Consider the following 18,791-nt stretch of genomic DNA (forward strand, 5'->3'; position numbering starts at 1 on the left):
CAGTGCGCCGCGCAACGCCCGCCTCACGCCCGCCGCCTGCCCAGGGCGATCGTCGCAGCCAGCGCAGCGACCAGCAGGGCGGCGCCGCCGAGCAGCCGGGCCGCATTGTCGCCGCGGTGCTCGCCGGCCTCGGATCCCGCCTCTGGCGCCGGGCCAGCGGACACGGCCGGCTCCGGGTGCTGGGCGTGGTGTTCGGTCGCCGAGGCGGGGCCGGTCCCCAGCTGCAGCGTGGGCACCGGGTGCCGCGCCTCACCGCCGCCGGGTGGGGGAGTTTCGTCCCAGCGCACCTCGGTGCCGTCGGCGTACCGCTGTGCCGATGGGAAGTTCACCGTCTCGGTGTCGGGCAGTCGCATCGCGATCCGGAACAGTCCGAACTGGTCGACACCGATGCCGGCGCCCGCCGAGGCGGTCCAGGTCACCGAGCGCACCGCCCCGGATTGGGGGTCGCGGTCCAGGCGTGCGGTCCAGCCGGGCTTGGTCTCCGTGCGAGCCGAGGCCACATCAGGCAGCGTCACGGTGAGTTCCGTTGTGGCAGAACCGTTCGGCGACTCGTTGGGAACCTCGAAAGTGACCATTGCAACCCCGCCGCGCACCGCGCCGGGACTGCTGGCGTGCACGTGCGCCCAGGCCGGCGTGGCGGAACCGAAGCACGCTGCGGTGATCGCCGTGGCCAGCGCCATGGCGCGCACGCTGGTGCTCATGCGGCGGTCCCAGCTCCGCCTCTCCTCCGTCGAGCCTCGCTCAACCGCCGTGCTCATGACGGCAGCCCCAGTCGGGCCATCAGATCGGCGTCGATCCCATCGAGCTGGTCGCTGATCGAGGCGGAGGCCACTCGGCGTCGCTCTCCCGGCATGGTCTCGATGGCAGTCACCGCCGTCGACAGGTCCGACAAGCGGTCGGTGATCGCCGCGACGAACTGCTTGGTTTCGGAATCCTTGGGCTTGCGGTCCTGCACCAGACGCAGCGTCTTCTCCGCCCCGGCGATCCGCGCCGAGAGTCGGGCGGTGTGTCTGGCGGGTCCGGAGAACTCGCCCACGCGGTCCAGCGGCACCCCGAGTCGGGCCGCTCGCTGCTCGTCGATGAGGCCGCGCACGGCCATTGCGGCCCGGTACACCAGCGGCACGACGACCGGTGCCAGCATTCGGGTGACCACCAGCGTGCGGCGGACCCGGGCGGGCGAGAGGATGCGGCCGTCGCGGGCGGCTTTGAGCTGGTTTTCGGCGGCCTTGCGTGCGGTGCGGTCCCGGTCGCGGTCGGACTTGATCTGAGCCTTGAGCGCACGGGCGTCCGCGCGCTGACTGGCCTTGAAGCGTTTCGCCTCGCTCTTGGCGGCCAGCCGCGCCTCAAGCCTGGCGCCGGCCTTCAGCGCCCGTGCTTCGGCACGCCGGGTTGCGCGGCTCTTGCGTTTTCTGAACAGGCCCATCGCGGCCGCCTCCCCGGTGTCTCGCTGGAACCGATCAAGCCACCCTAATCGCGGCGCCGAGGCCTCAGACGCTGAGGTGCTCCTTGCGACGAAGCTCGTCGATGCGGGCCAGGACATCCTCTTGGGCCTCCGGTGAGAGCCCGACCGCTTGGGTCGCGATGCGCCGTACTCCGGCGTCGCGGACGCTGTCCAGCCAGGACAGCTCGGCGTCGAGCTTGGCGTAGTAGTCGTCGTCGGTGAAGAACGCAGGCTTGATCCGGAAGAAGTTGGCCAGCGCGGCCATGGTGGCGGTGGACGGGTTCGTCCGATTGCCCGAGCGCAACTGCGAAAGGTAGGGGGCCGACATCGTGACGCCCTCCGCTTTGAGTGCCGCGATTACCTCGGCGGACGTATGCGGTCCGCGGCCGGGTGGATAGACCACCTCGAAAAGGCGATTCAAGCGGACAGCGAACGTCGCGCTCATCGATAGGACCTCCAGGGGGTAGGCAGGGCGGGCGACAGGCGCTCCGCGAGGGGGAAGCGGTAGCGCCTGATGATTTGCTGATCATCGTAGCGATAGTTACCGACACAACCAAGGGCGTTTGTCTAGCGAATTCGATCTTGAAGGACGAGATCGGGCCGGGTGCAGTTCATTCGGCTCTTCGTAGAGGTCGCTGTGGACCGTATCTTCTTGTCGTAGCTCGCACAATTGCGTCGGCAACGACGAACGAAGAGATCCACCAAGACCGGTCCGTTGGTCCTCGCCTCTGGAAGCCACTCCGGCGAAGTGAAGTTTCCACCGTGTGTGGCGTTGTCGGCGGGATTTGCTACCGAGTGGCGGAACCGTCTCCGGCGGTCGGTGCGGCACGGCGCAGCGAAGCCCGCCAAAGGGCTGCCCCCAATGCCACCGCCACCGATCCGGCGACCGAGGCGATGGCCACCGGCCGCCAGCCCAGCGCCTCATCGAAGAGAATCCACAAGCCGCATGACAGGAAGAGCAGTCCGGCCGCGGCGTGCAGCAAGGGTTCGGGCAACTGCCGGTGCAGCACCGTGCCGACCGCGATCGCGACAGCGTCGGCGAGCACCATCCCGATCGTCGCGCCCAGCCACACGCCCAGCCAGTTGCGGTCACTGGCCAGCGCAACCGTCGCCAGCATCGTCTTGTCCCCGAGCTCGGCCAACAGCACCGAGGACACCACCGCAAACAGTACGAATCGGGGCTCGCGGACCGCGGTTCCCCCGGGTGCGGAACTGCTTCCTTCGCGCCACGTCCACGCCGCGAAACCGATGAAGGCAACGCCGGCGGCAGCGGCGATCGGACGGGCGGGCAGCGTCAGTCCGAGAAAGTGCCCCACCGTCACCGAGATGCCGTGGATGGCGAAGGCCGCGATGGCCACGCCACTGAGCACCACCCACCAGCGGTGCCGCAGCGCGTACGTCATGGTGATCAGTTGAGACTTGTCGCCGAGCTCGGCGAGGAAGACCACGCCCAGGCTGATCAGCATGGCGGCAAGCATGCGGGGACGCCCTTTCGTCAGCTGCCGAGGCTAGTGACTGCACTGCGCGGCCGCCAGGCGACAGGGAATTTCGGCGGGCCGAATCCGATGATCCGGCACGGGGACAATTCCACGCGAATTGCTTTATGCGGCAAGCAGCATGGCCAGGATCGCGGTATCGGGGTGGCTGACCGGGTCAACGCCGACCCGGCTCACCATCGAGGTGACGGTGCCGTCGGATTCTGCTTCGACCCAGGCCGCCCGATGCTCCAGGCCCAGGTAGGGCAGGCCGGGCAGCAGAATGCACCCCGACGCGGCGCCCCGACACTCGGGCAGCGAGGGAATGGTCTCCGACGGCGGGTGCAGCATCAGCAGCGCGGAAGGCTGCCGGCCGGCGAAGTACCCCGGTGCGATCGCCGACTCGCCGGTGACGGTGCCCTCGGCCAGCAACAATCCGACGGTGCCCGGGCCGGGATTGTCGGGTAGCTCCTCGTGCGTGCCGAACACCGTTGTGGTGGGCAGCAATCCGGGCATCGAAGCGACCCGGACGGCGATGCTGAGCAGTTGTGCCCATTCCTTGGTCGAATCCGGCCAACGGCCGAACACCACGAATCCGTGAAGCTCGCCACGGGAGTGAAACGGGGCGACTTCGATCGCCCGGCCGGACCCTGTCGTCTCCATCGCGCACCCTCCGCGACATTCTGGCTTGTTGGCTGATTCGCCTGCTCGCATTTCAGCGGGTGGGGTTGTCTGGCAGCATGCGGCACCCGCCAGGCGGATTCAAGGTGACACGGCGGGGCGGCGGATAACGAAACGGTGAAAAAAGCCGGTGGCTCAGCGAGGCTCGACGGAGGACAGGCGAAGCTGGAACCGCCGTAGAAAACAAGTGGGGCGCCACGCCCACGGCGCGACGCCCCACTCTTGACGACTGTCCGGCTAGAAGATCAGCCCCGAAGTCTTCGAGGTGGCGGCCGCGAAACGCGACTGCACGTCGGCCCAGTTGACCACGTTCCAGAACGCCTTGACGTAGTCGGCCTTGACGTTCTTGTACTGCAGGTAGAAGGCGTGCTCCCACATGTCGACCTGCAGCAGCGGGATGATGCCCAGCGGCACGTTGGCCTGCTGGTCGTAGAGCTGGAAGGTCAGCAGCTTGCCGCCGAGGGTGTCGTAACCGAGCACCGCCCAGCCCGAACCCTGCAGGCCGTTGGCGGCCGCGGTGAACTGTGCACGGAACTTGTCGAACGACCCGAACGCGTCGTCGATGGCCGCGGCCAATTCGCCCGTCGGCTTGTCACCGCCGTTGGGGGACAGGTTCTTCCACCAGATCGAGTGGTTGACGTGCCCGCCGAGGTGGAACGCCAGGTTCTTCTCGTTCAAGAAGATTGCGCCGTGGTCGTCGTTGGCCCGAGCCTCCGCGAGCTTCTCCAGTGCGGTATTGACGCCGGAAACGTAGGCGGCGTGGTGCTTGCTGTGATGCAGTTCGTTGATCTGGCCCGAGATGTGCGGCTCAAGGGCTCCGTAATCCCAGTCCAAGTCCGGCAGGGTGTAGTCGGCCACGGGGTTCCTTCCTTCGGTACTGATCCGGTGTCAGTCACCGTTGATCATTGTCGACAGGCGTTGACGGTCTAGCGGCACCCCACGTCACCGCGGTCGCGGTCCGAGGGGGCCACCGGCAACCACATTGCTCCAACGCCGGGTGTACCGCAACAACGGGTGGAGTTGGGCCGCGCCGTCAGCCGACCGCAAAGCTCAGCCGAGGTTCAGGTCAGGACGAGCACAACGAGGAAAGTCAGCAGCACGAGGGCGATCACCCCGGCACGCAGCGACGCCAGCAGATAGGCGCGCTTGTAAGTGGACGATCCCGAATGCCAGCCCGACGTCGCTGCGACGGGACCTGGTCCGATCGGCCTTGCCGTCATCTGTCTTGCCCCCAAATCTCGCGGTGCGCCCACCCCCGTGAGGCGCATCACATCCGTTCTGTGACGGCGATCATAGCGCTTTGTTCGCACAGTGGAAAAATTCACCTGGATAACCCGACTTACCTGCATCGATACGCTCCACGGCTTCCGGGCGGCCGAATGCGGGCGGTAGGCGGCTGCTTAGCTAATCAATCGATTTCGCTCGGCGCTGTTAGTCGGTTCGCTTCGATGACGCCGCGTTATCCACAACTGATGCGTCTGTCGGCATGTAACAAGCACATCACGCCCCGTGCCGCTGTCGATTGGTGTGTGGATAAACCTGTGGAAACTGTGGATAGCCGGTGGTAGCTGCCGGGCCCGGCGCGGGCCGTTAGGGACGCCCTCGCCACCATTCGCCGGTCGCCCGCCCGGCCCGCCTCCGCTGCCCTTGCGGTCGCCGCGGTGTTGAGGGCGTCGACCCGGCTGCGGTCGGCTCCGCCGCCCTTGCGGTCGCCGCGGTGTTGAGGGCGTCGACCCGGCTGCGGTCGGCTCCGCCGCCCTTGCGGTCGCCGCTAGGCTGGTGCGGTGATCCAGGTGTGTTCCCGCTGCAAGACGCGGTGGAACGTGCGCGACCAGCAGCGGGCCTGGTGCCCACGCTGCAACGGCGCGCTGTGGGCGCCGCTGACACCCCAGCAAGAAGCCGAGTTGCAGTGGACCCAGCCCGGGCCCCCGGCACCGCCGGCAGCACCCGGGCAGGCGCCGCCGCAGCCCGCGCCCGGTTACCGCTGGATCGCGGTGCGGCCCGGTCCGCCGCCTCCGCAGCCGCCGGCCCGGCGCCCGCTGGGCCCCACCCCGCGTTATGCGGTGATGCCCCGTTGGACGCTGATGGGCGGGCCGATTCGTGCTGCAGCACAGTCGAAGCCGGGACAACGGCCGGCACCTTCGGCGCGCTCGCTGGAGAAGACGCTGGCTGCTGCGGTCGCCGCGCTGGGCGTCGCGGCTCTGGTGCACGCCTTGATCTATGTGCTGATGATCGTCAACCGCACCATGCTGCTGAATCCCCTGATCGCCGGTGGCGCGGTGTGGCTGGGCCGGCTGGCCGGGCTGGCCGCGATCGCGGCAGTGGTCAGTTGCGCCGTGGTGCTGACCAGGTGGCTGCTCGCCCGGCGTTCGGTGGCCTTCGCCCGGTTGCACCTGCCCGAGACGCGTACGGCCTGGGCGCTGTGGGCCGGTTGCCTGGTGCCGGTGGTCAACCTGGCGTGGGCGCCGGTGTTTGTCATGGAGCTGGCCAAGCGCGAGGACCGGCTGGAGCGGCTGCGCAAGCCCATCGTGGTGTGGTGGGCCGTGTGGGCGGCCAGTACCGCGGGCGCGATCTTCGCCACCGCCACCAGTTGGGCCGACGGGGCCCAGGGCATTGCCAACAACATGGTGGCGACCGTGGTGGCGTACCTCCTCGGCCTGGCGGCAGTGGTGACCGCGGCCCGGGTGGTCGAGGGATTCGAGCGGCGGTCGATGGGCCGGCCGGCTCACCACTGGGTGGTGGTGGCCGACGGCCGCGACACCGCCGCGGGCTCGACGCCGGATCCGGCCGCCGAGCCCAAGGCCGAAGGAGTCACCACACCGGCGCCGGCCCTTGAGTCCGACGGACGGGAACCGGCAGCGTAAGGCCATGACCCCGGCCGGCGATGTCGTCTCGGAGCACCCGTTCGTGGTCGCGCACCGGGGCGCGTCTATCGACCGCCCGGAACACACCCTGGCCGCCTACGACGTCGCGTTGCAGCAGGGGGCGGACGGCGTCGAGTGCGATGTGCGGCTGACCAGTGACGGTCACCTGGTCTGCGTGCACGATCGTCGGGTGGACCGGACTTCCAGCGGGGTCGGGCTGGTCAGCGAGATGACGTTGTCGCAACTGCAGCGCCTCGACTACGGCGCTTGGCACCACAAGGGGCAGCCGGGTTCGCCGGATGGCGTCAGCATCGGCGACACCGGCCTGCTCACCCTCGATGCACTGGTTGCGCTGGTTTTGGACTGGCGCCGGCCGGTGAAGATCTTCATCGAGACCAAGCATCCGGTGCGGTATGGCGCAATGGTCGAGCGTGAAGTGCTCGCGCTGCTGCAGCGATTCGGGCTCGCCGCGCCGGCGTCGGCCTCGCGGTCGCGCGCGGTGGTGATGTCCTTCTCGGCGGCGGCGGTGTGGCGGATCCGSCGGGCCGCACCTCTGCTGCCGACGGTCTTGCTCGGGTCAGGCGCCCGCTATCTGGGGGGCACCGCGGCGACGACGGTCGGTGCCACTGCGATCGGCCCGTCGATCGAGACGCTGCGCGAACATCCGGAGCTGGTGGACCAGGCTGCCGCCCGGGGCCGTGCGCTGTACTGCTGGACCGTCGACCGCAACGAGGACGTCGACTTCTGCAGGGATGTCGGGGTCGCGTGGATTGCCACGAATCAGCCCGCCCGAACCAAGGCGCGGTTGCGGGCGGGCTGATCGGCGGGAGAGGGGTTTACCCGCCGGCGATTCGCGGTGCGCCGGCTTCCTGGCTCACCGTGACCTCGCGTGCGATGAAGGTCTCCAACTCGAACAGGTTGTGCCCGGCACGGTCGGCGACTCGGAGCAGCCGGGTCATCACGGCCATTTCCTCAACCTGTTCGCGCAGGAACCACTGCATGAACTGTTCGCCGAGGTGGTCTCCCTCGTCGCGCGCGGCAGTGGTGAGTTGGCTGATCTGCTCGGTAACGGTGCGCTCCTGCTCCAGCGTCAGGGCCAGCGCATCCCTCGGTGTGTCGAACTGATTGCGCACCGGGTCGACGCCGGGAATCTCGACGCGGATGTCGCGGTCGAGCAGGTACTGCACCAGCATCATCGCGTGGTTGCGTTCCTCGACGGCCTGGGCGTAAAAGAACTTCGCCAATTGTGGTAAATCCTCGCCGTCGAAATAAACGGCGACCGCGACGTATTGCTGGGCGGCGGTGAATTCGTGGTAGATCTGCTCTTGCAGCAGTGCGTGAAATTTCGTCTTGTGGCTGTCGTTCTCGATCATGACCGCGACACTACCCTGGTCAGAGCGGGTTTGCATCCAAGGTGATGCTTAGTCAGGTCAGCTTTGCCTAAGTAAAGATAGGGTACGCTGAAATGGCGAAATCGCGTCGGAAATTAGGTTTGACTTAATTGTCGGTGCCCGATTCGGGTGGTGTATCGCGACGCAATGCGTCGAATAGCTGGGTGGCTTCGGCGTCGTTCCATACCACCGCGTCGCCGGCCTCGGTCCAGACGAACTCGCCGATCGGCACGGTCAGCATGGTGGTGGTACCGCGCAGCGCCCACCCCAGGGCCGCCAGGTCGACCACGCCGGTGCCGTCGTCCACCGTCACCGCGCGTGCGGCGGCGCTCGGCACGCGGTACCAGCGCAGCGGATTGAGCCACACGGCGGGATCGGCGACCCGGGCCAGCAGTGCCGACAGGAACAGCCGCTGATGGGCCATCCGGTCCAGGTCGGCGCGCGGCGTGGCCCGGCTGCGGACGTAGCCCAGGGCAGCCCTACCGGCGACCGTCTGACAGCCGGCCGGCAGATTCAGTCCCGCCAGGGGGTCGTCGATCGGTTCGTCCGGGCATAACGTGACGCCGCCCAGGGCATCGACGAGCGCGGCGAAGCCGCCGAATCCGATCTCGAGATAGTGGTCCAGCCGCAGGCCGGTGGCCTGCTCCACAGTCCGGGTCAGCAGGGGGGCGCCACCGAGGGTGTAGGCGGCGTTGATCTTGTCTTTGCCGTAGCCCGGGATCGTGACGTAGGAGTCGCGCGGCAGGGATACCACCGTGGCTGGCGACCCGGATCCCGGGCTGGGCAGGTGGACCAGCAACACCGTGTCGGTGCGTCCGCTGCCGAGGTTCCCGCCGGTGCTCAGGGTCTGCTGCTCCTGGGCAGAGAGGTCAGCGCGGCTGTCCGAACCGACCAGCAGCCACGTCGTCCCGCGGGCCGGCGGCGGACGGTCGGCATAACCGGAGAACGCCGCGGTGCGTTGCAGCGCGGTGTCGAGCCAGGCCGCGGCGCCTACCAGGGACGCGGTGGCGAGCAAGGCCGCCAGCGCGGCGAGCGCCAGCAGACGACGTGGCCACGATCTCCGCCGGCGCGCAGCGGGGGGACGCGGCGCAGGTGCGCGCGCCGCCGGCGGCCGCGGCGCGGGCGGAGGTGGCGGCGCGGGGGGCGCCGCTGGCCTCCAGATCGCCCGAGGCGGCGGCGAGACCGGCCGGCCACGGGGGTCGCGATACAACATCGGCGGCGGTTCACGACGCGGCGGTGGGGGGCGCCAGGGCGGACCCGGCCCGCGATCACCGTTCACCCGCCCAATCTACGTATCGAGCAGCGCGGAGGCGATCTCCCGGGCCCGGGCCGGCGCAGCGGTGGACGTAGGGCCTTCCCGGTGCGCCGGTCCACACCCGCGTTGTTCTCAGCTTTTGTTAGTAATTTTCCGAAGGGATCGTTATCTTGACCACGCCGGTCGCGGCCCAGTCATGAAGAGAGGTCTACCCACAGATGACTCGTCAGTGCAGCACGAAGCGGAACCGCCGGGTTGCCGGCCTGGGTACGGCAGCGGGGGCGTTTCTGGCGTTCGGGGTGCTGCCGCTGGCGTCGGCACCGGTGGCGGCCGCCGAGGGCTTCGAGGCCGTGTTCGAGCAGGTACTGGCCCCGTTCATGGACACGACTGCCGGCGGCCTGGACTGGGATGCGGTGTTCAGCCCTGCGGCCTGGGATGCGTTCGCCTCCGCGACGAACTGGGATGGCCTGCTGGCCGGTTCGGCGGCTGCGTCGTCGAGCCTGGAGAGCCTGCTCTATCCCGACGTTGCGGCGCTGGTCCAGAATTGGGTCTACAGCCCGCTCTACACCGGTATCGACTGGTTGGTCGGCAACCCGTTGATGGCGCCGGTCATCGAGGTGTCCAACCAGATCAGTGGGGTGCTGGGCCTGGGCCTGATGATCGGCGATGGTGCGGACGGTACGGCGGAGCATGCCGCCGGTGGTGCGGGCGGCTGGTTGTTCGGCGACGGCGGGGCGGGCTGGGACAACAGCGAGGTCGGTGGTACCGGTGGGGCCGGAGGAGCGGCCGGGTTCTTCGGCAACGGTGGCGCCGGTGGTGACGGCGGCGAAGGCGGCAGCGGTGGTGTCGGCGGAGTCGGCGGGTGGTACATGGGGGTCGGGGGCGCCGGCGGCGCCGGTGGCGACGGCGTAAATGGCGGCATCGGCGGGGCCGGTGGCGACGGGCGCGGCTGGATGCTCGGTATCGGCGGTGCGGGTGGCGACGGCGGTGACGGCACCCATCTCGGCGGCAACGGCGGTGACGGCGGAAACGGTTCGATCTGGTTCGGCGGCGGTGGCACCGGCGGGGACGGCGGCAACGGCGTCTACCTGGGTCAGGGCGACCTGCCCGCGCTGGGCGGGGCCGGCGGCCTCGCCGGATCGCTGGGCACCCACGGCGCGGTGGGCCACTTCGGCACGCTCGACGGAGCTCCGGAGAGGGCACCGGCCGAACTCGGAACCGCCGGCAACTGGATCGTCGACCAGGACGGCCGGGTGGTCATCCTGCAGGGTGTCAACCAGGTGTACAAGTCACCGCCGTTCTCGCCCGGCGGGAACGGCTTCGGCGACGACGACGCGGCTTTCCTGGCCGCCAACGGCTTTACCGCGGTGCGGCTGGGCGTGTACTGGTCTGAGATCGAGCCGCAGCCCGGGGTGTACAACTTCGCCTACCTCGACTCGGTCAAGGAGACCATCGAGACCCTCAAGGCGCACGGCATCGTCAGCGTGATCGACATGCACCAGGACCTCTACAGCGAGGAGATCGGTGGCCACGGCGCGCCGGACTGGGCGACGATATTCAACCCGGCCGACAATGACCCCACCCAGCCGTTCCCGTTCGCCTACGCGCTCAACCCCGCGCAGAACCAGGCGTGGGATGCGTTCTGGTCCAACGAGAAGGTGGACGGAGCCGGGCTGCTGAACCACTACTCCCGGATGTGGCAGGTCACCGCCGACTACCTGGGCGGCACCCCGGGCGTGGCCGGCTACGAGATCATGAACGAGCCGTGGCCGGGTACGTCGTGGCTGGGCAGCTTCCTCGGCAACGCGCACTTCGACCGCGAGACGCTGACCCCGTTCTACGACCAGGTGACCTCGGCGATCCGGTCGGTCGACCCGAACACCACGGTGTACTACGAGCCCAACGTGCTGTTCGGCAACGCGACCGCGCTCACCAACCTGCGTCCGGTCGACGACGACAACTCGGTGTTCGCCTTCCACGACTACTGCATCTTCGACGCCCTGGGCGGTGGCAGCGCTTTCGGCTGCTCACTGTGGGACGGGATGATGATGGAAGGTGCCCAGCGCTTCATCGACCGCTACGACGTTCCGGCGGTGGTCACCGAGTTCGGCGCCACCCACAACACCGACACCATCACCAGCCAGCTCAACTCGATCGACTCGCACAGATTCGGCTGGCTGTACTGGGGTTACACCAACGAGGCCGGCTCGTTGGTGCACAACACCAACCTGCCGCCGGTCGGCGACAACGTCGACGAGGCCATCGTTGCGACTCTGGCGCAGCCTTACCCGCAGGTGATCGCCGGAATCCCGAACAGCTGGTCGTTCTCCGGCGGCGTCTTCTCCTTCAGCTACTCCACGGCGATGGCCGACGGCTCGGGCAACTTCGACGCCGGGTCGCAGACTCAGATCTCGATCCCGGATGTCCAGTTCCCGAACGGCTACCAGGTCAGCGTGACCGGCGGTCAGGTGGTCTCGGCGGACAACGCTGCGGTCCTGGTCATCGGATCCAACGCCGGCGCCAGCACGATCACCGTCACGGTGACTCGGGCGGTGGGCTGAGGTCTGCGCCGGCCGCCGTAGCGGTCAGCGCAGCCAGCCCAGCTGGTCGGCGAACAGGGCGTATCCGACGAACGCCACGGTGTCGATCAGGGCGTGCGCCAGGACCAGCGGCCACAGCCGTCCGGTGCGCTGCCAGGTGTAGCCGAACACCAGGCCCATGGCGATATTGCCCAGCCCAGCGCCGAAACCTTGATAGAGGTGGTAGGCGCCACGGAGTAGGGCGGAGCAGGCCAGCGCCACCCACGGCGAAACCCGCAGCTGCCGTAGCCGGGTCAGCAGGTAGCCGACCACGATCACTTCCTCGGCGAACGCGTTGGCGAAGGCGATCCACGCCAGCATCGGAGCGCGCCACCAGGTGTCGTTGATCGCTGCGGGAATGACGTCGGCGTTGAGACCCAGGGTTCGTGCCAGCAGGTACAGGCCCAGGCCGGGCAGCCCGATCAGGGCGGCCAGGCCGAGGCCGCCGGCCAGGTCGCTGCGGCGGGGCCACCGAGTGAGTCCGATGCGGGCGGGCCCGAATCCGCTGCGCCACAGCAGGTACAGCGCCAGTGCACCCCACGCGATCAGCTGCGCCGCCCAGGCGGCGTTGAGACCGAGGTCGATCAGGTCGAAATAGGACCGGCGCGGGTTGAGGGGGATCCGCTGGGCGCCGAGGTCGCGCAACACCGCATCGGCCAGCTGCAGCATGGCGGTGACGGCGCTCAGCCCGTAGGTGACCGCCAGGACCACAACGATCTCCAGCCGCAGGGCGCGTCGCTGGGGCTGGAGCTCGGTCACCTCGCCACGGTAGCGGGGCTTATGGCGCCGATCTGCTGCGCCCGGTTCCGCTGCGCTCGCAATCGCCGCGGGCTGATGGCGTCGATCTGCTACCGCGCCTGGCGCCGGGCCTGCAGCCCGTTGAGAAAGGGGCAGCCCATCAGTGCGCGTACCGCCCGGTTGAGACCGGTCACATCGTTGACGGGGTGCGGGAAGCTCAGTCGCACGTCGCGGTCACCTTCGGGGGCCTCCACCCGCAGCCACATGCCGTAGCGATCGACGGCGAGCGGGCGGGCCTGACCGCGGCGCAGCTGCGGCGGCAGTTTGGCGGCGGCGAGCCGGGCGACCATGTCGGGATGCGCCGAGTCGAGGTGCTGCAGCCAATGCGCTTCGATCGCGCAGAACGGATCGGGGCGGGCCGCCAGCAGCTCGTGCACGTCGACCGCCTCGGCTCCGGTGGCGTCGGCCAGCACCGCCGACTCGGGTGTCAGCCGCAGCAGCGCGTAGTCGATGTCGGAATCGTTGTCGTCGGGTGCACCCACATCGCGGGAGTGCGATGCCGAACGCGGTGAGACGACTTGCAGCAGAGCAGGGTTGGGGTCGACCGCCGCGATCCGGTCGAGCAGCACGGAGATCTCGCGGTCGGGCACCGGGCGCAGAAGTCCCCGGATCCAGGCCAGCGCACGCACTCTTTCGCGCAGCCGCAACGGCGCGTGATCGGTCAGCTCGAGCATCGCCTGCACACCGGAGTCGGCGGCGGCCTGCGCGACCGGGTCCCCGATCGGGACCGCGACCACCAGCGAACCGTCCCGCAGCAGGTGGCAGACCGGCGCATTGACCGGTGCGGTGTCGGCGGCGTCGGCGATCGCCAGGAGCGCCTGACCCCGGATACAGGCGCTGCGAATCCGCTCGGCGGACGTCGGGACGGTTGCTGCTGTGGTCGTGGCCATCAATCACCTTTCGAAGTGAGGTAAGGCTAACTTAATTAATGACCGCGGTGGGCGCAACAGGAAATTGCGGAATGAGCTCACCCGGGCGCCGCCGGTGAGCGCGCCGGCCGGTGGCGCCGATAGGGTTGTCCGGTGACCCGCATCAGCTATCTGGGCCCGGCGGGGACCTTTACCGAAGCGGCGCTGCTCGCCTTGACCGGCGCCGGACGGGTTCCCGGCGCAGACCTTCAACCGGTGCCGGCCGAGAGCACGCCGGCCGCTCTCGAGGCGGTGCGCTCCGGCGCCGTCGACTACGCGTGTGTGCCGATCGAGAACTCGATCGAGGGCGGGGTGACGCCCACGCTGGACGGACTCGCGGTCGGGTCTCCGTTGCAGATATTCGCCGAAACCACCTTGGATGTCCGGTTCTCGATCGTCGTCGCGCCGGGTCGCGGCGAGACGGAGATTCGCACGGTGGCCGCCCATCCGGTGGCAGGCGCCCAGGTGCGGCGCTGGCTGGCCGAGCACCTGCCCGGGGCCCAAACCGTGCCCGCCAACTCCAATGCCGCTGCGGCGCAGCAGGTCTACGACGGTGAGGTCGATGCCGGGGTGAGCACCGCGCTGGCTGCCCAGCAGCGCGGGTTGGTCACCCTGGCCGAGGGCGTCATCGACGAGCCCAACGCCCGCACGCGCTTCGTGCTGGTGGGTGCCCCCGCGCCGCCGCCGACGCGCACCGGCGCCGACCGCACGTCGGTGGTACTGCGCCTGGACAACGCGCCCGGAGCCCTGGCGGCGGCCCTGGCCGAGTTCGGAAGTCGCAGCATCGATCTGACCCGCATCGAGTCCCGCCCGACCCGCACCGAGCTGGGCACGTACCTGTTCTTCCTGGACTGCGTCGGACACCTCGATGACGAAGCGGTCGCCGAGGCACTGCAGGCCCTGCGCCGCAGCGGCGCCGACGTCCGCTACCTGGGTTCCTGGCCGATCGAGCCCGGGGGCCGCTGCGGGGTGGGGTCATGAGCGGCCGACTGGTGCTGCTGCGCCACGGCCAGTCCTACGGCAACGTCGACCGCCGGCTCGACACCCGCCCGCCGGGATCGGACCTGACTCCGCTGGGACGTGATCAGGCAAGGGCCTTTGCCGCCGAGGGCGGCTACCGTCCGATGCTGGTCGCCCATTCGGTGGCCGCCCGTGCGGTTCAGACCGCAGCCGAGATCAGCGGCCGGCTCGGGGTCACCGCCCGCGCCCTCGAGGGCATCCACGAGGTGCAGGCCGGCGCGCTGGAGAACCGCAGCGACGACGACGCGATCGCCGAGTTCAACGCGATCTATCAGCGCTGGCACTCCGGCGAGCCCGGAGTCGCATTGCCCGGCGGGGAGTCGGCCGAACAGGTGCTCGACCGCTACCTGCCGGTCGTCACCGACCTACGGCTGCGCTATCTCGACGATGACGACTGGACCGGGGACATCGTCGTGGTCAGCCACGGCGCGGCGATCCGGCTGGCGGCCGCGACGCTGGCGGGTGTGGACGGCGGTTTCGTACTGGACAACCACCTGGAGAACGCCACCGCCGTGGTGCTGGCTCCGATCACCGACGGCCGATGGAGCTGTGTGCAGTGGGGCTCGCTGACGCCGCCGTTCTATCCCGAACCGCATCCGGACCCGGTCGGCGACGCGCTGCGATCCGACACCGACCCGATGGGCTAGCAGCTAGACCGCCAGCGCGTACACCTCGGCGCAGCGGCACCCCACCGCCTCGCAATCGAGGGCGAACGAGTGCGGCAGCACCTCACCGGCGCAACCCTCCTCGGTGCACTCCGCGATCTGGTGAACGTGGTGGATGAGTGTGCCGTGGCAGTGCTCCAGCTCCGCCCGGCAGTCTCGGCAGTGGTCATCCATGGATCGTTCATAGCACTGCGCGCCGACAAGGTCGTTGTGCCGCGCCGCGCCGGGCACCGTCAGCTCCAGCCCAATTCGTGCAGCCGGTCGTCGTCGATACCGAAGTGATGGGCGATCTCGTGGATCACCGTGATCCGGACCTCGTCGACGACCTGATCGTCGGACTCGCACATCTCCAGCAGTGCATCCCGGTAAATGGTGATGGTGTCCGGCAGCGACCCCGCGTAGCTCGAATCGCGCTCGGTCAGCGCCACCCCTTCATAGAGGCCGAGTAGGTCGGGCTCCTCGGCGTTGCGGTCCGCCACCAGGATCACGACGTTGTCGAAGGCGGCGGCCAACTCGGGCGGAATCAGATCCAGCGCGTCGGAGACCAGATCGTCGAACCGGCCTGGGTCCATCTGGACACTCACCGCGGTTGGCTACCCGCGGGCAATTGGTTCAGCCGCTCCGCGGGAATCGACGGCGGCGGAATCGGAGGCTGGCCGTTGATCAGCAGCGAGTCGCGGGCACTGTTGATCAGCGCCGCCCAGCCACCGTTGCCCAGGGTGGCGCCCAGGCTGCACGCCACCTCGCGGCTGCCGGCCGCCCAGCTCGGCAGCGAGACCGTGGCGTAGGTCAATGTCAGCGTCGTGTCGCGCAGCTGCACCGGATCCAGGTAGGCGTCGGTGAGCCGGGTGCAGGACTCCTTGATGAACGCATCCTGCTCGGGCTCGGGCGGTAGCGCGTCGGGGAACCGTTCGGCCAGGTTGACCGTGCCGGTGACCTCCTTGGTATGCGGCGCCGCGCAGTCCACCGGAACGTCGTTGGGCTGGTTGGTGGCCGGATCGATGCCCAGGCAGGTGCCCGGCGGCCAGACCTTGGACTGGTCGATGTCGGCGATCTTGCCGACGAACGCGGTCTGCTGGCCGCCCACGCCCGGCAGTTGCAGTCCGCACAACATCCGGCGCTCACCATGCTGGCGCCACGCGCGTTCGCCTGCCCACAGCATGCTGGCGACGAACTTGCTGTGCGGGTCGAACTTGGCGCCGAGGTAACGGCGCACCGACGACTCGCACTGTTCCTGGGTGATCTGCTCGATGCGGGCCATCGACGGCGGCGGGGCATCCGGGCCGTACTCGGCACCGGGGAACATCTTCATGTCCACCGGGCCGGCGACCTCGAATTTGTGCTCGTCGGCGCAGCTGACGATCGTCGCCGCGTCCAAGTCGTTGTCCGGCCAGTTCAGGCAGTCGCCGGCGACGGCGTGGTCGATCGCCTCGTTGCCCTTGACCGTGCCCAGCCCCAGTCCCGGCCCGGCGCCCTTGCCGCCCGTTCCCGGTGCCGGCTCGGCGTTCAGACGGCCCAGCAGCCCGCCGGTGCCGTCGCCGACGACGGGCACCACGGTGATCAGACCGGCGATCAGCAGCCCGCCCAGCGCGGTCAGCAACAGAGCGCGGCGCGTCGGGGCGGCCTGGAGCGTGCGTCGCCAAGACACCCGCTTGGCGGGTGGATTCTCCTGGTCGGCTGCCTCTGACATCGCGTCCATTCTGACAGGCAGCCGCGAGCGCGTGACAAATGATGCGAAAGTGATGCCGCCGGCCAGGTTGTAGGGTTTTGCCGTGATCGACCTGAAGCTGCTGCGTGAAGATCCCGACCGTGTCCGCCGCTCCCAAGTGGGTCGCGGCGAGGACCCGGCCCTGGTGGACGCCTTGCTGGCTGCCGACACCGCACGTCGTGCCGCCATCGCGGCCGCGGACTCGATGCGTGCCGAACAGAAGACCGCCAGCCGGTCGGTCGGGGCGGCCTCGCCCGAGGAGCGCCCCGCCCTGCTGGCCCGGGCCAAGGAGCTGGCCGAGCAGGTCAAAGCCGCCGAGACCGCCCAGGGCGAGGCCGAGACGGCGTTCACGGCTGCGCACATGGCGATCGCCAACGTGGTGATCGACGGCGTGCCCCCCGGCGGCGAGGACGACTTTGCGGTGCTCGACGTGGTGGGCGAGCCGCCGGCCATCGAGAACCCGCGCGACCACCTCGAGCTCGGCGAGGCGCTGGGTCTGATCGACATGGGACGCGGAGCCAAGGTCTCCGGTTCGCGGTTCTACTTCCTGACCGGCCGGGGCGCGCTGCTGCAGCTGGGTCTGTTGCAGCTGGCCGTGCGACTGGCCGTCGACAACGGGTTCACCCCGATGATCACGCCGTCGCTGGTCCGTCCCGAAGTCATGTCCGGCACCGGATTTCTGGGTGCGCACGCCGACGAGGTGTACCGACTCGAGGCCGACGACCTCTATCTGGTGGGCACCTCCGAGGTGCCGCTGGCGGGCTACCACTCCGACGAGATCCTCGACCTGTCGGGCGGGCCGCTGCGCTACGCGGGGTGGTCGTCGTGCTTCCGCCGGGAGGCCGGCAGCTACGGCAAGGACACCCGCGGCATCATTCGGGTGCATCAGTTCGACAAGGTCGAGGGGTTCGTCTACTGCCGGCCCGAGGACGCCGAAGCCGAACACGACCGGCTGCTCGGCTGGCAGCGCGAGATGCTGGCCCGCATCGAGGTGCCCTACCGGGTGATCGACGTGGCCGCAGGCGATCTCGGGTCCTCGGCCGCCCGCAAATACGACTGTGAGGCGTGGGTGCCCTCCCAGGGCACCTACCGGGAGCTGACGTCGACGTCGAACTGCACCACCTTCCAGGCGCGCAGGCTGGCCACCCGCTATCGCGACGAGAACGGCAAGCCGCAGACCGCGGCCACGCTCAACGGCACCCTGGCCACCACCCGGTGGCTGGTGGCGATCCTGGAGAACCACCAGCAGCCCGACGGCAGTGTGCGGGTGCCGCAGGCGCTGGTGCCCTACGTCGGCGTCGAGGTGCTGGAGCCGTCCGGCTCCTGACCGGCATCCGCGTCAGGTGGTGAAGAGTCGCCGCGAGCAGTCCAACAGCATCCGGTGCAGTTCTTCGTTGGGGATGTCCGACACCGCGGGATCGGCTGCCGCGCCGAGAATTCCGGGCACCAGGACCGCGATCGCGATGAGGGTGGCCGGGTCGGGCTGTGGTCCCGCCAGGATGGTCTGCAAGCGCCGGGAGGCGTCCCGGAAGTCTCCGATGGCCTCGACGACTCCCACCACGGCGGGATCGGTGTGGACCAGGGCCGTGGTGCGACGGTGCCGCACCGCCAGTTCGATGATGCCGCTGATGGCGGCCTCGCGCTGAACCTCGCGGGAGTCGATGGCCTCGACGATAGCGACCACCCGGGCGATGTCCTCGAACACCGGGCGAAACACCTCGACCACGATGTCGTCCTTGCAGTGGAATTGGTAGTACACCGCGGACTTGTTGACGCCCAATCGGTCGGCGATCATCTGCAGCGAGGTACCGCTCACCCCATGCTCGGCGAACAGTCCTTGCGCGGCCTCTAATACGCGCTCCCGCGCGAATCCCCGCGGCGCCATCGTCTTCGCCACTCCCATGTCTCCCTGCTGTCGGAGTCGACCGTTCACGGACGTGAGCCACGCCGCACGGTTGTGCTGACCGATTGCTTGATTGTACTTTACTGATCGTATAACTTGACTT

At 69.0% G+C, this 18,791-nt stretch carries 20 protein-coding genes and 1 pseudogene; 6 read left to right on the forward strand and 15 right to left on the reverse strand.

Going from position 1 to position 18,791, the window contains the following annotated elements; all coding sequences use genetic code 11:
• Nucleotides 1–23: 23 nt before the first annotated feature.
• From EJK91_RS07985 to EJK91_RS21725, 7 genes are all read right to left on the reverse strand, one after another.
• A complete protein-coding gene (locus tag EJK91_RS07985; protein ID WP_125078635.1) occupies nucleotides 24–701 on the reverse strand; it encodes a YcnI family protein in 678 nt (225 codons plus the stop codon).
• 53 nt (nucleotides 702–754) lie between these two features.
• The gene (locus EJK91_RS07990; RefSeq protein WP_024442795.1) at nucleotides 755–1,423 is read right to left on the reverse strand and encodes a DUF6474 family protein; all 669 of its coding nucleotides are present in this window, start codon (nucleotides 1,421–1,423) and stop codon (nucleotides 755–757) included.
• 64 nt (nucleotides 1,424–1,487) lie between these two features.
• Complete coding sequence (locus tag EJK91_RS07995) at nucleotides 1,488–1,886, reverse strand: helix-turn-helix transcriptional regulator (RefSeq protein ID WP_024442796.1); 399 nt, start codon at nucleotides 1,884–1,886, stop codon at nucleotides 1,488–1,490.
• Between the two features lie 343 nt (nucleotides 1,887–2,229).
• On the reverse strand, nucleotides 2,230–2,919 hold the full coding sequence (locus tag EJK91_RS08000; RefSeq protein ID WP_125078636.1) for a TMEM165/GDT1 family protein: 690 nt from the start codon (nucleotides 2,917–2,919) through the stop codon (nucleotides 2,230–2,232).
• Between the two features lie 123 nt (nucleotides 2,920–3,042).
• Nucleotides 3,043–3,579, reverse strand: coding sequence for a hypothetical protein (locus EJK91_RS08005; RefSeq protein WP_024442798.1), 537 nt, complete (start codon nucleotides 3,577–3,579; stop codon nucleotides 3,043–3,045).
• A gap of 255 nt (nucleotides 3,580–3,834) precedes the next feature.
• Nucleotides 3,835–4,455: a superoxide dismutase gene (locus EJK91_RS08010; protein ID WP_024442799.1), complete on the reverse strand. Its 621-nt coding sequence runs from the start codon at nucleotides 4,453–4,455 to the stop codon at nucleotides 3,835–3,837.
• A gap of 203 nt (nucleotides 4,456–4,658) precedes the next feature.
• Nucleotides 4,659–4,817, reverse strand: coding sequence for a hypothetical protein (locus EJK91_RS21725; RefSeq protein WP_164517908.1), 159 nt, complete (start codon nucleotides 4,815–4,817; stop codon nucleotides 4,659–4,661).
• Between the two features lie 564 nt (nucleotides 4,818–5,381).
• Between EJK91_RS21725 and EJK91_RS08015 the strand changes: the two genes are divergently transcribed.
• A complete protein-coding gene (locus EJK91_RS08015; protein ID WP_125078637.1) occupies nucleotides 5,382–6,461 on the forward strand; it encodes a DUF4328 domain-containing protein in 1,080 nt (359 codons plus the stop codon).
• Between the two features lie 4 nt (nucleotides 6,462–6,465).
• Nucleotides 6,466–7,281 carry a glycerophosphodiester phosphodiesterase gene (locus EJK91_RS08020; protein WP_046302207.1) on the forward strand — a complete coding sequence of 272 codons (816 nt, stop codon included), beginning with the start codon at nucleotides 6,466–6,468 and terminating at the stop codon, nucleotides 7,279–7,281.
• A gap of 16 nt (nucleotides 7,282–7,297) precedes the next feature.
• Here EJK91_RS08020 and EJK91_RS08025 read toward each other — a convergent pair whose 3' ends face one another.
• Both EJK91_RS08025 and EJK91_RS08030 read right to left on the reverse strand, forming a co-directional pair.
• Nucleotides 7,298–7,834 carry a ferritin gene (locus EJK91_RS08025; RefSeq protein ID WP_024442802.1) on the reverse strand — a complete coding sequence of 179 codons (537 nt, stop codon included), beginning with the start codon at nucleotides 7,832–7,834 and terminating at the stop codon, nucleotides 7,298–7,300.
• A gap of 124 nt (nucleotides 7,835–7,958) precedes the next feature.
• On the reverse strand, nucleotides 7,959–9,131 hold the full coding sequence (locus EJK91_RS08030; protein ID WP_082105749.1) for an LCP family protein: 1,173 nt from the start codon (nucleotides 9,129–9,131) through the stop codon (nucleotides 7,959–7,961).
• Nucleotides 9,132–9,325: 194 nt separating this feature from the next.
• On the opposite strand from EJK91_RS08030, the gene EJK91_RS22920 reads away from it, so the two are divergent.
• Complete coding sequence (locus EJK91_RS22920; protein WP_125078638.1) at nucleotides 9,326–11,668, forward strand: cellulase family glycosylhydrolase; 2,343 nt, start codon at nucleotides 9,326–9,328, stop codon at nucleotides 11,666–11,668.
• A 24-nt stretch (nucleotides 11,669–11,692) separates the two neighbouring features.
• On the opposite strand, the gene EJK91_RS08040 is transcribed toward EJK91_RS22920, so the two are convergent.
• A complete protein-coding gene (locus EJK91_RS08040) occupies nucleotides 11,693–12,445 on the reverse strand; it encodes a CPBP family intramembrane glutamic endopeptidase (protein ID WP_125078639.1) in 753 nt (250 codons plus the stop codon).
• Nucleotides 12,446–12,534: 89 nt separating this feature from the next.
• The gene (locus tag EJK91_RS08045; RefSeq protein WP_125078640.1) at nucleotides 12,535–13,374 is read right to left on the reverse strand and encodes a DUF2470 domain-containing protein; all 840 of its coding nucleotides are present in this window, start codon (nucleotides 13,372–13,374) and stop codon (nucleotides 12,535–12,537) included.
• Nucleotides 13,375–13,506: 132 nt separating this feature from the next.
• On the opposite strand from EJK91_RS08045, the gene pheA reads away from it, so the two are divergent.
• Together pheA and EJK91_RS08055 are read left to right on the forward strand one after the other, a co-directional pair.
• Nucleotides 13,507–14,373: a prephenate dehydratase gene (pheA, locus tag EJK91_RS08050; protein ID WP_125078641.1), complete on the forward strand. Its 867-nt coding sequence runs from the start codon at nucleotides 13,507–13,509 to the stop codon at nucleotides 14,371–14,373.
• Nucleotides 14,370–15,059 (forward strand): histidine phosphatase family protein, encoded by a 690-nt coding sequence (locus EJK91_RS08055; protein ID WP_046301426.1) that lies wholly within the window; start codon nucleotides 14,370–14,372, stop codon nucleotides 15,057–15,059. The genes pheA and EJK91_RS08055 overlap by 4 nt, the downstream gene beginning before the upstream one ends.
• A gap of 3 nt (nucleotides 15,060–15,062) precedes the next feature.
• Here the strand turns inward: EJK91_RS08055 and EJK91_RS08060 are convergent, their stop codons facing one another.
• From EJK91_RS08060 to EJK91_RS08070, 3 genes and pseudogenes are all read right to left on the reverse strand, one after another.
• Nucleotides 15,063–15,251 (reverse strand): hypothetical protein, encoded by a 189-nt coding sequence (locus EJK91_RS08060; protein WP_024442809.1) that lies wholly within the window; start codon nucleotides 15,249–15,251, stop codon nucleotides 15,063–15,065.
• A 59-nt stretch (nucleotides 15,252–15,310) separates the two neighbouring features.
• A complete protein-coding gene (locus EJK91_RS08065) occupies nucleotides 15,311–15,661 on the reverse strand; it encodes a metallopeptidase family protein (RefSeq protein ID WP_024442810.1) in 351 nt (116 codons plus the stop codon).
• A gap of 17 nt (nucleotides 15,662–15,678) precedes the next feature.
• Nucleotides 15,679–16,776, reverse strand: a pseudogene (locus EJK91_RS08070) (septum formation family protein); the annotation flags it as partial.
• A gap of 73 nt (nucleotides 16,777–16,849) precedes the next feature.
• Here EJK91_RS08070 and serS point away from each other — a divergent pair.
• Nucleotides 16,850–18,112, forward strand: a complete 1,263-nt coding sequence (gene serS / locus EJK91_RS08075; protein ID WP_046301427.1) for a serine--tRNA ligase — start codon at nucleotides 16,850–16,852, stop codon at nucleotides 18,110–18,112.
• A 12-nt stretch (nucleotides 18,113–18,124) separates the two neighbouring features.
• Here serS and EJK91_RS08080 read toward each other — a convergent pair whose 3' ends face one another.
• Nucleotides 18,125–18,682, reverse strand: a complete 558-nt coding sequence (locus EJK91_RS08080; protein WP_125078642.1) for a TetR/AcrR family transcriptional regulator — start codon at nucleotides 18,680–18,682, stop codon at nucleotides 18,125–18,127.
• Nucleotides 18,683–18,791 lie beyond the last annotated feature (109 nt).

Source organism: Mycobacterium sp. P7213 (genome assembly GCF_900604305.1).
In the GTDB taxonomy this organism is placed as follows: Bacteria; Actinomycetota; Actinomycetes; order Mycobacteriales; family Mycobacteriaceae; genus Mycobacterium.

Coding starts and splice junctions, on each gene's coding strand:
- EJK91_RS07985 (WP_125078635.1), bottom strand. CDS start 701: ATGAGCACCAGCGTGCGCGCCATGGCGCTGGCCACGGCGATCACCGCA.
- EJK91_RS07990 (WP_024442795.1), bottom strand. CDS start 1,423: ATGGGCCTGTTCAGAAAACGCAAGAGCCGCGCAACCCGGCGTGCCGAA.
- EJK91_RS07995 (WP_024442796.1), bottom strand. CDS start 1,886: ATGAGCGCGACGTTCGCTGTCCGCTTGAATCGCCTTTTCGAGGTGGTC.
- EJK91_RS08000 (WP_125078636.1), bottom strand. CDS start 2,919: ATGCTTGCCGCCATGCTGATCAGCCTGGGCGTGGTCTTCCTCGCCGAG.
- EJK91_RS08005 (WP_024442798.1), bottom strand. CDS start 3,579: ATGGAGACGACAGGGTCCGGCCGGGCGATCGAAGTCGCCCCGTTTCAC.
- EJK91_RS21725 (WP_164517908.1), bottom strand. CDS start 4,817: ATGACGGCAAGGCCGATCGGACCAGGTCCCGTCGCAGCGACGTCGGGC.
- EJK91_RS08025 (WP_024442802.1), bottom strand. CDS start 7,834: ATGATCGAGAACGACAGCCACAAGACGAAATTTCACGCACTGCTGCAA.
- EJK91_RS22920 (WP_125078638.1), top strand. CDS start 9,326: ATGACTCGTCAGTGCAGCACGAAGCGGAACCGCCGGGTTGCCGGCCTG.
- EJK91_RS08045 (WP_125078640.1), bottom strand. CDS start 13,374: ATGGCCACGACCACAGCAGCAACCGTCCCGACGTCCGCCGAGCGGATT.
- EJK91_RS08055 (WP_046301426.1), top strand. CDS start 14,370: ATGAGCGGCCGACTGGTGCTGCTGCGCCACGGCCAGTCCTACGGCAAC.
- EJK91_RS08060 (WP_024442809.1), bottom strand. CDS start 15,251: ATGGATGACCACTGCCGAGACTGCCGGGCGGAGCTGGAGCACTGCCAC.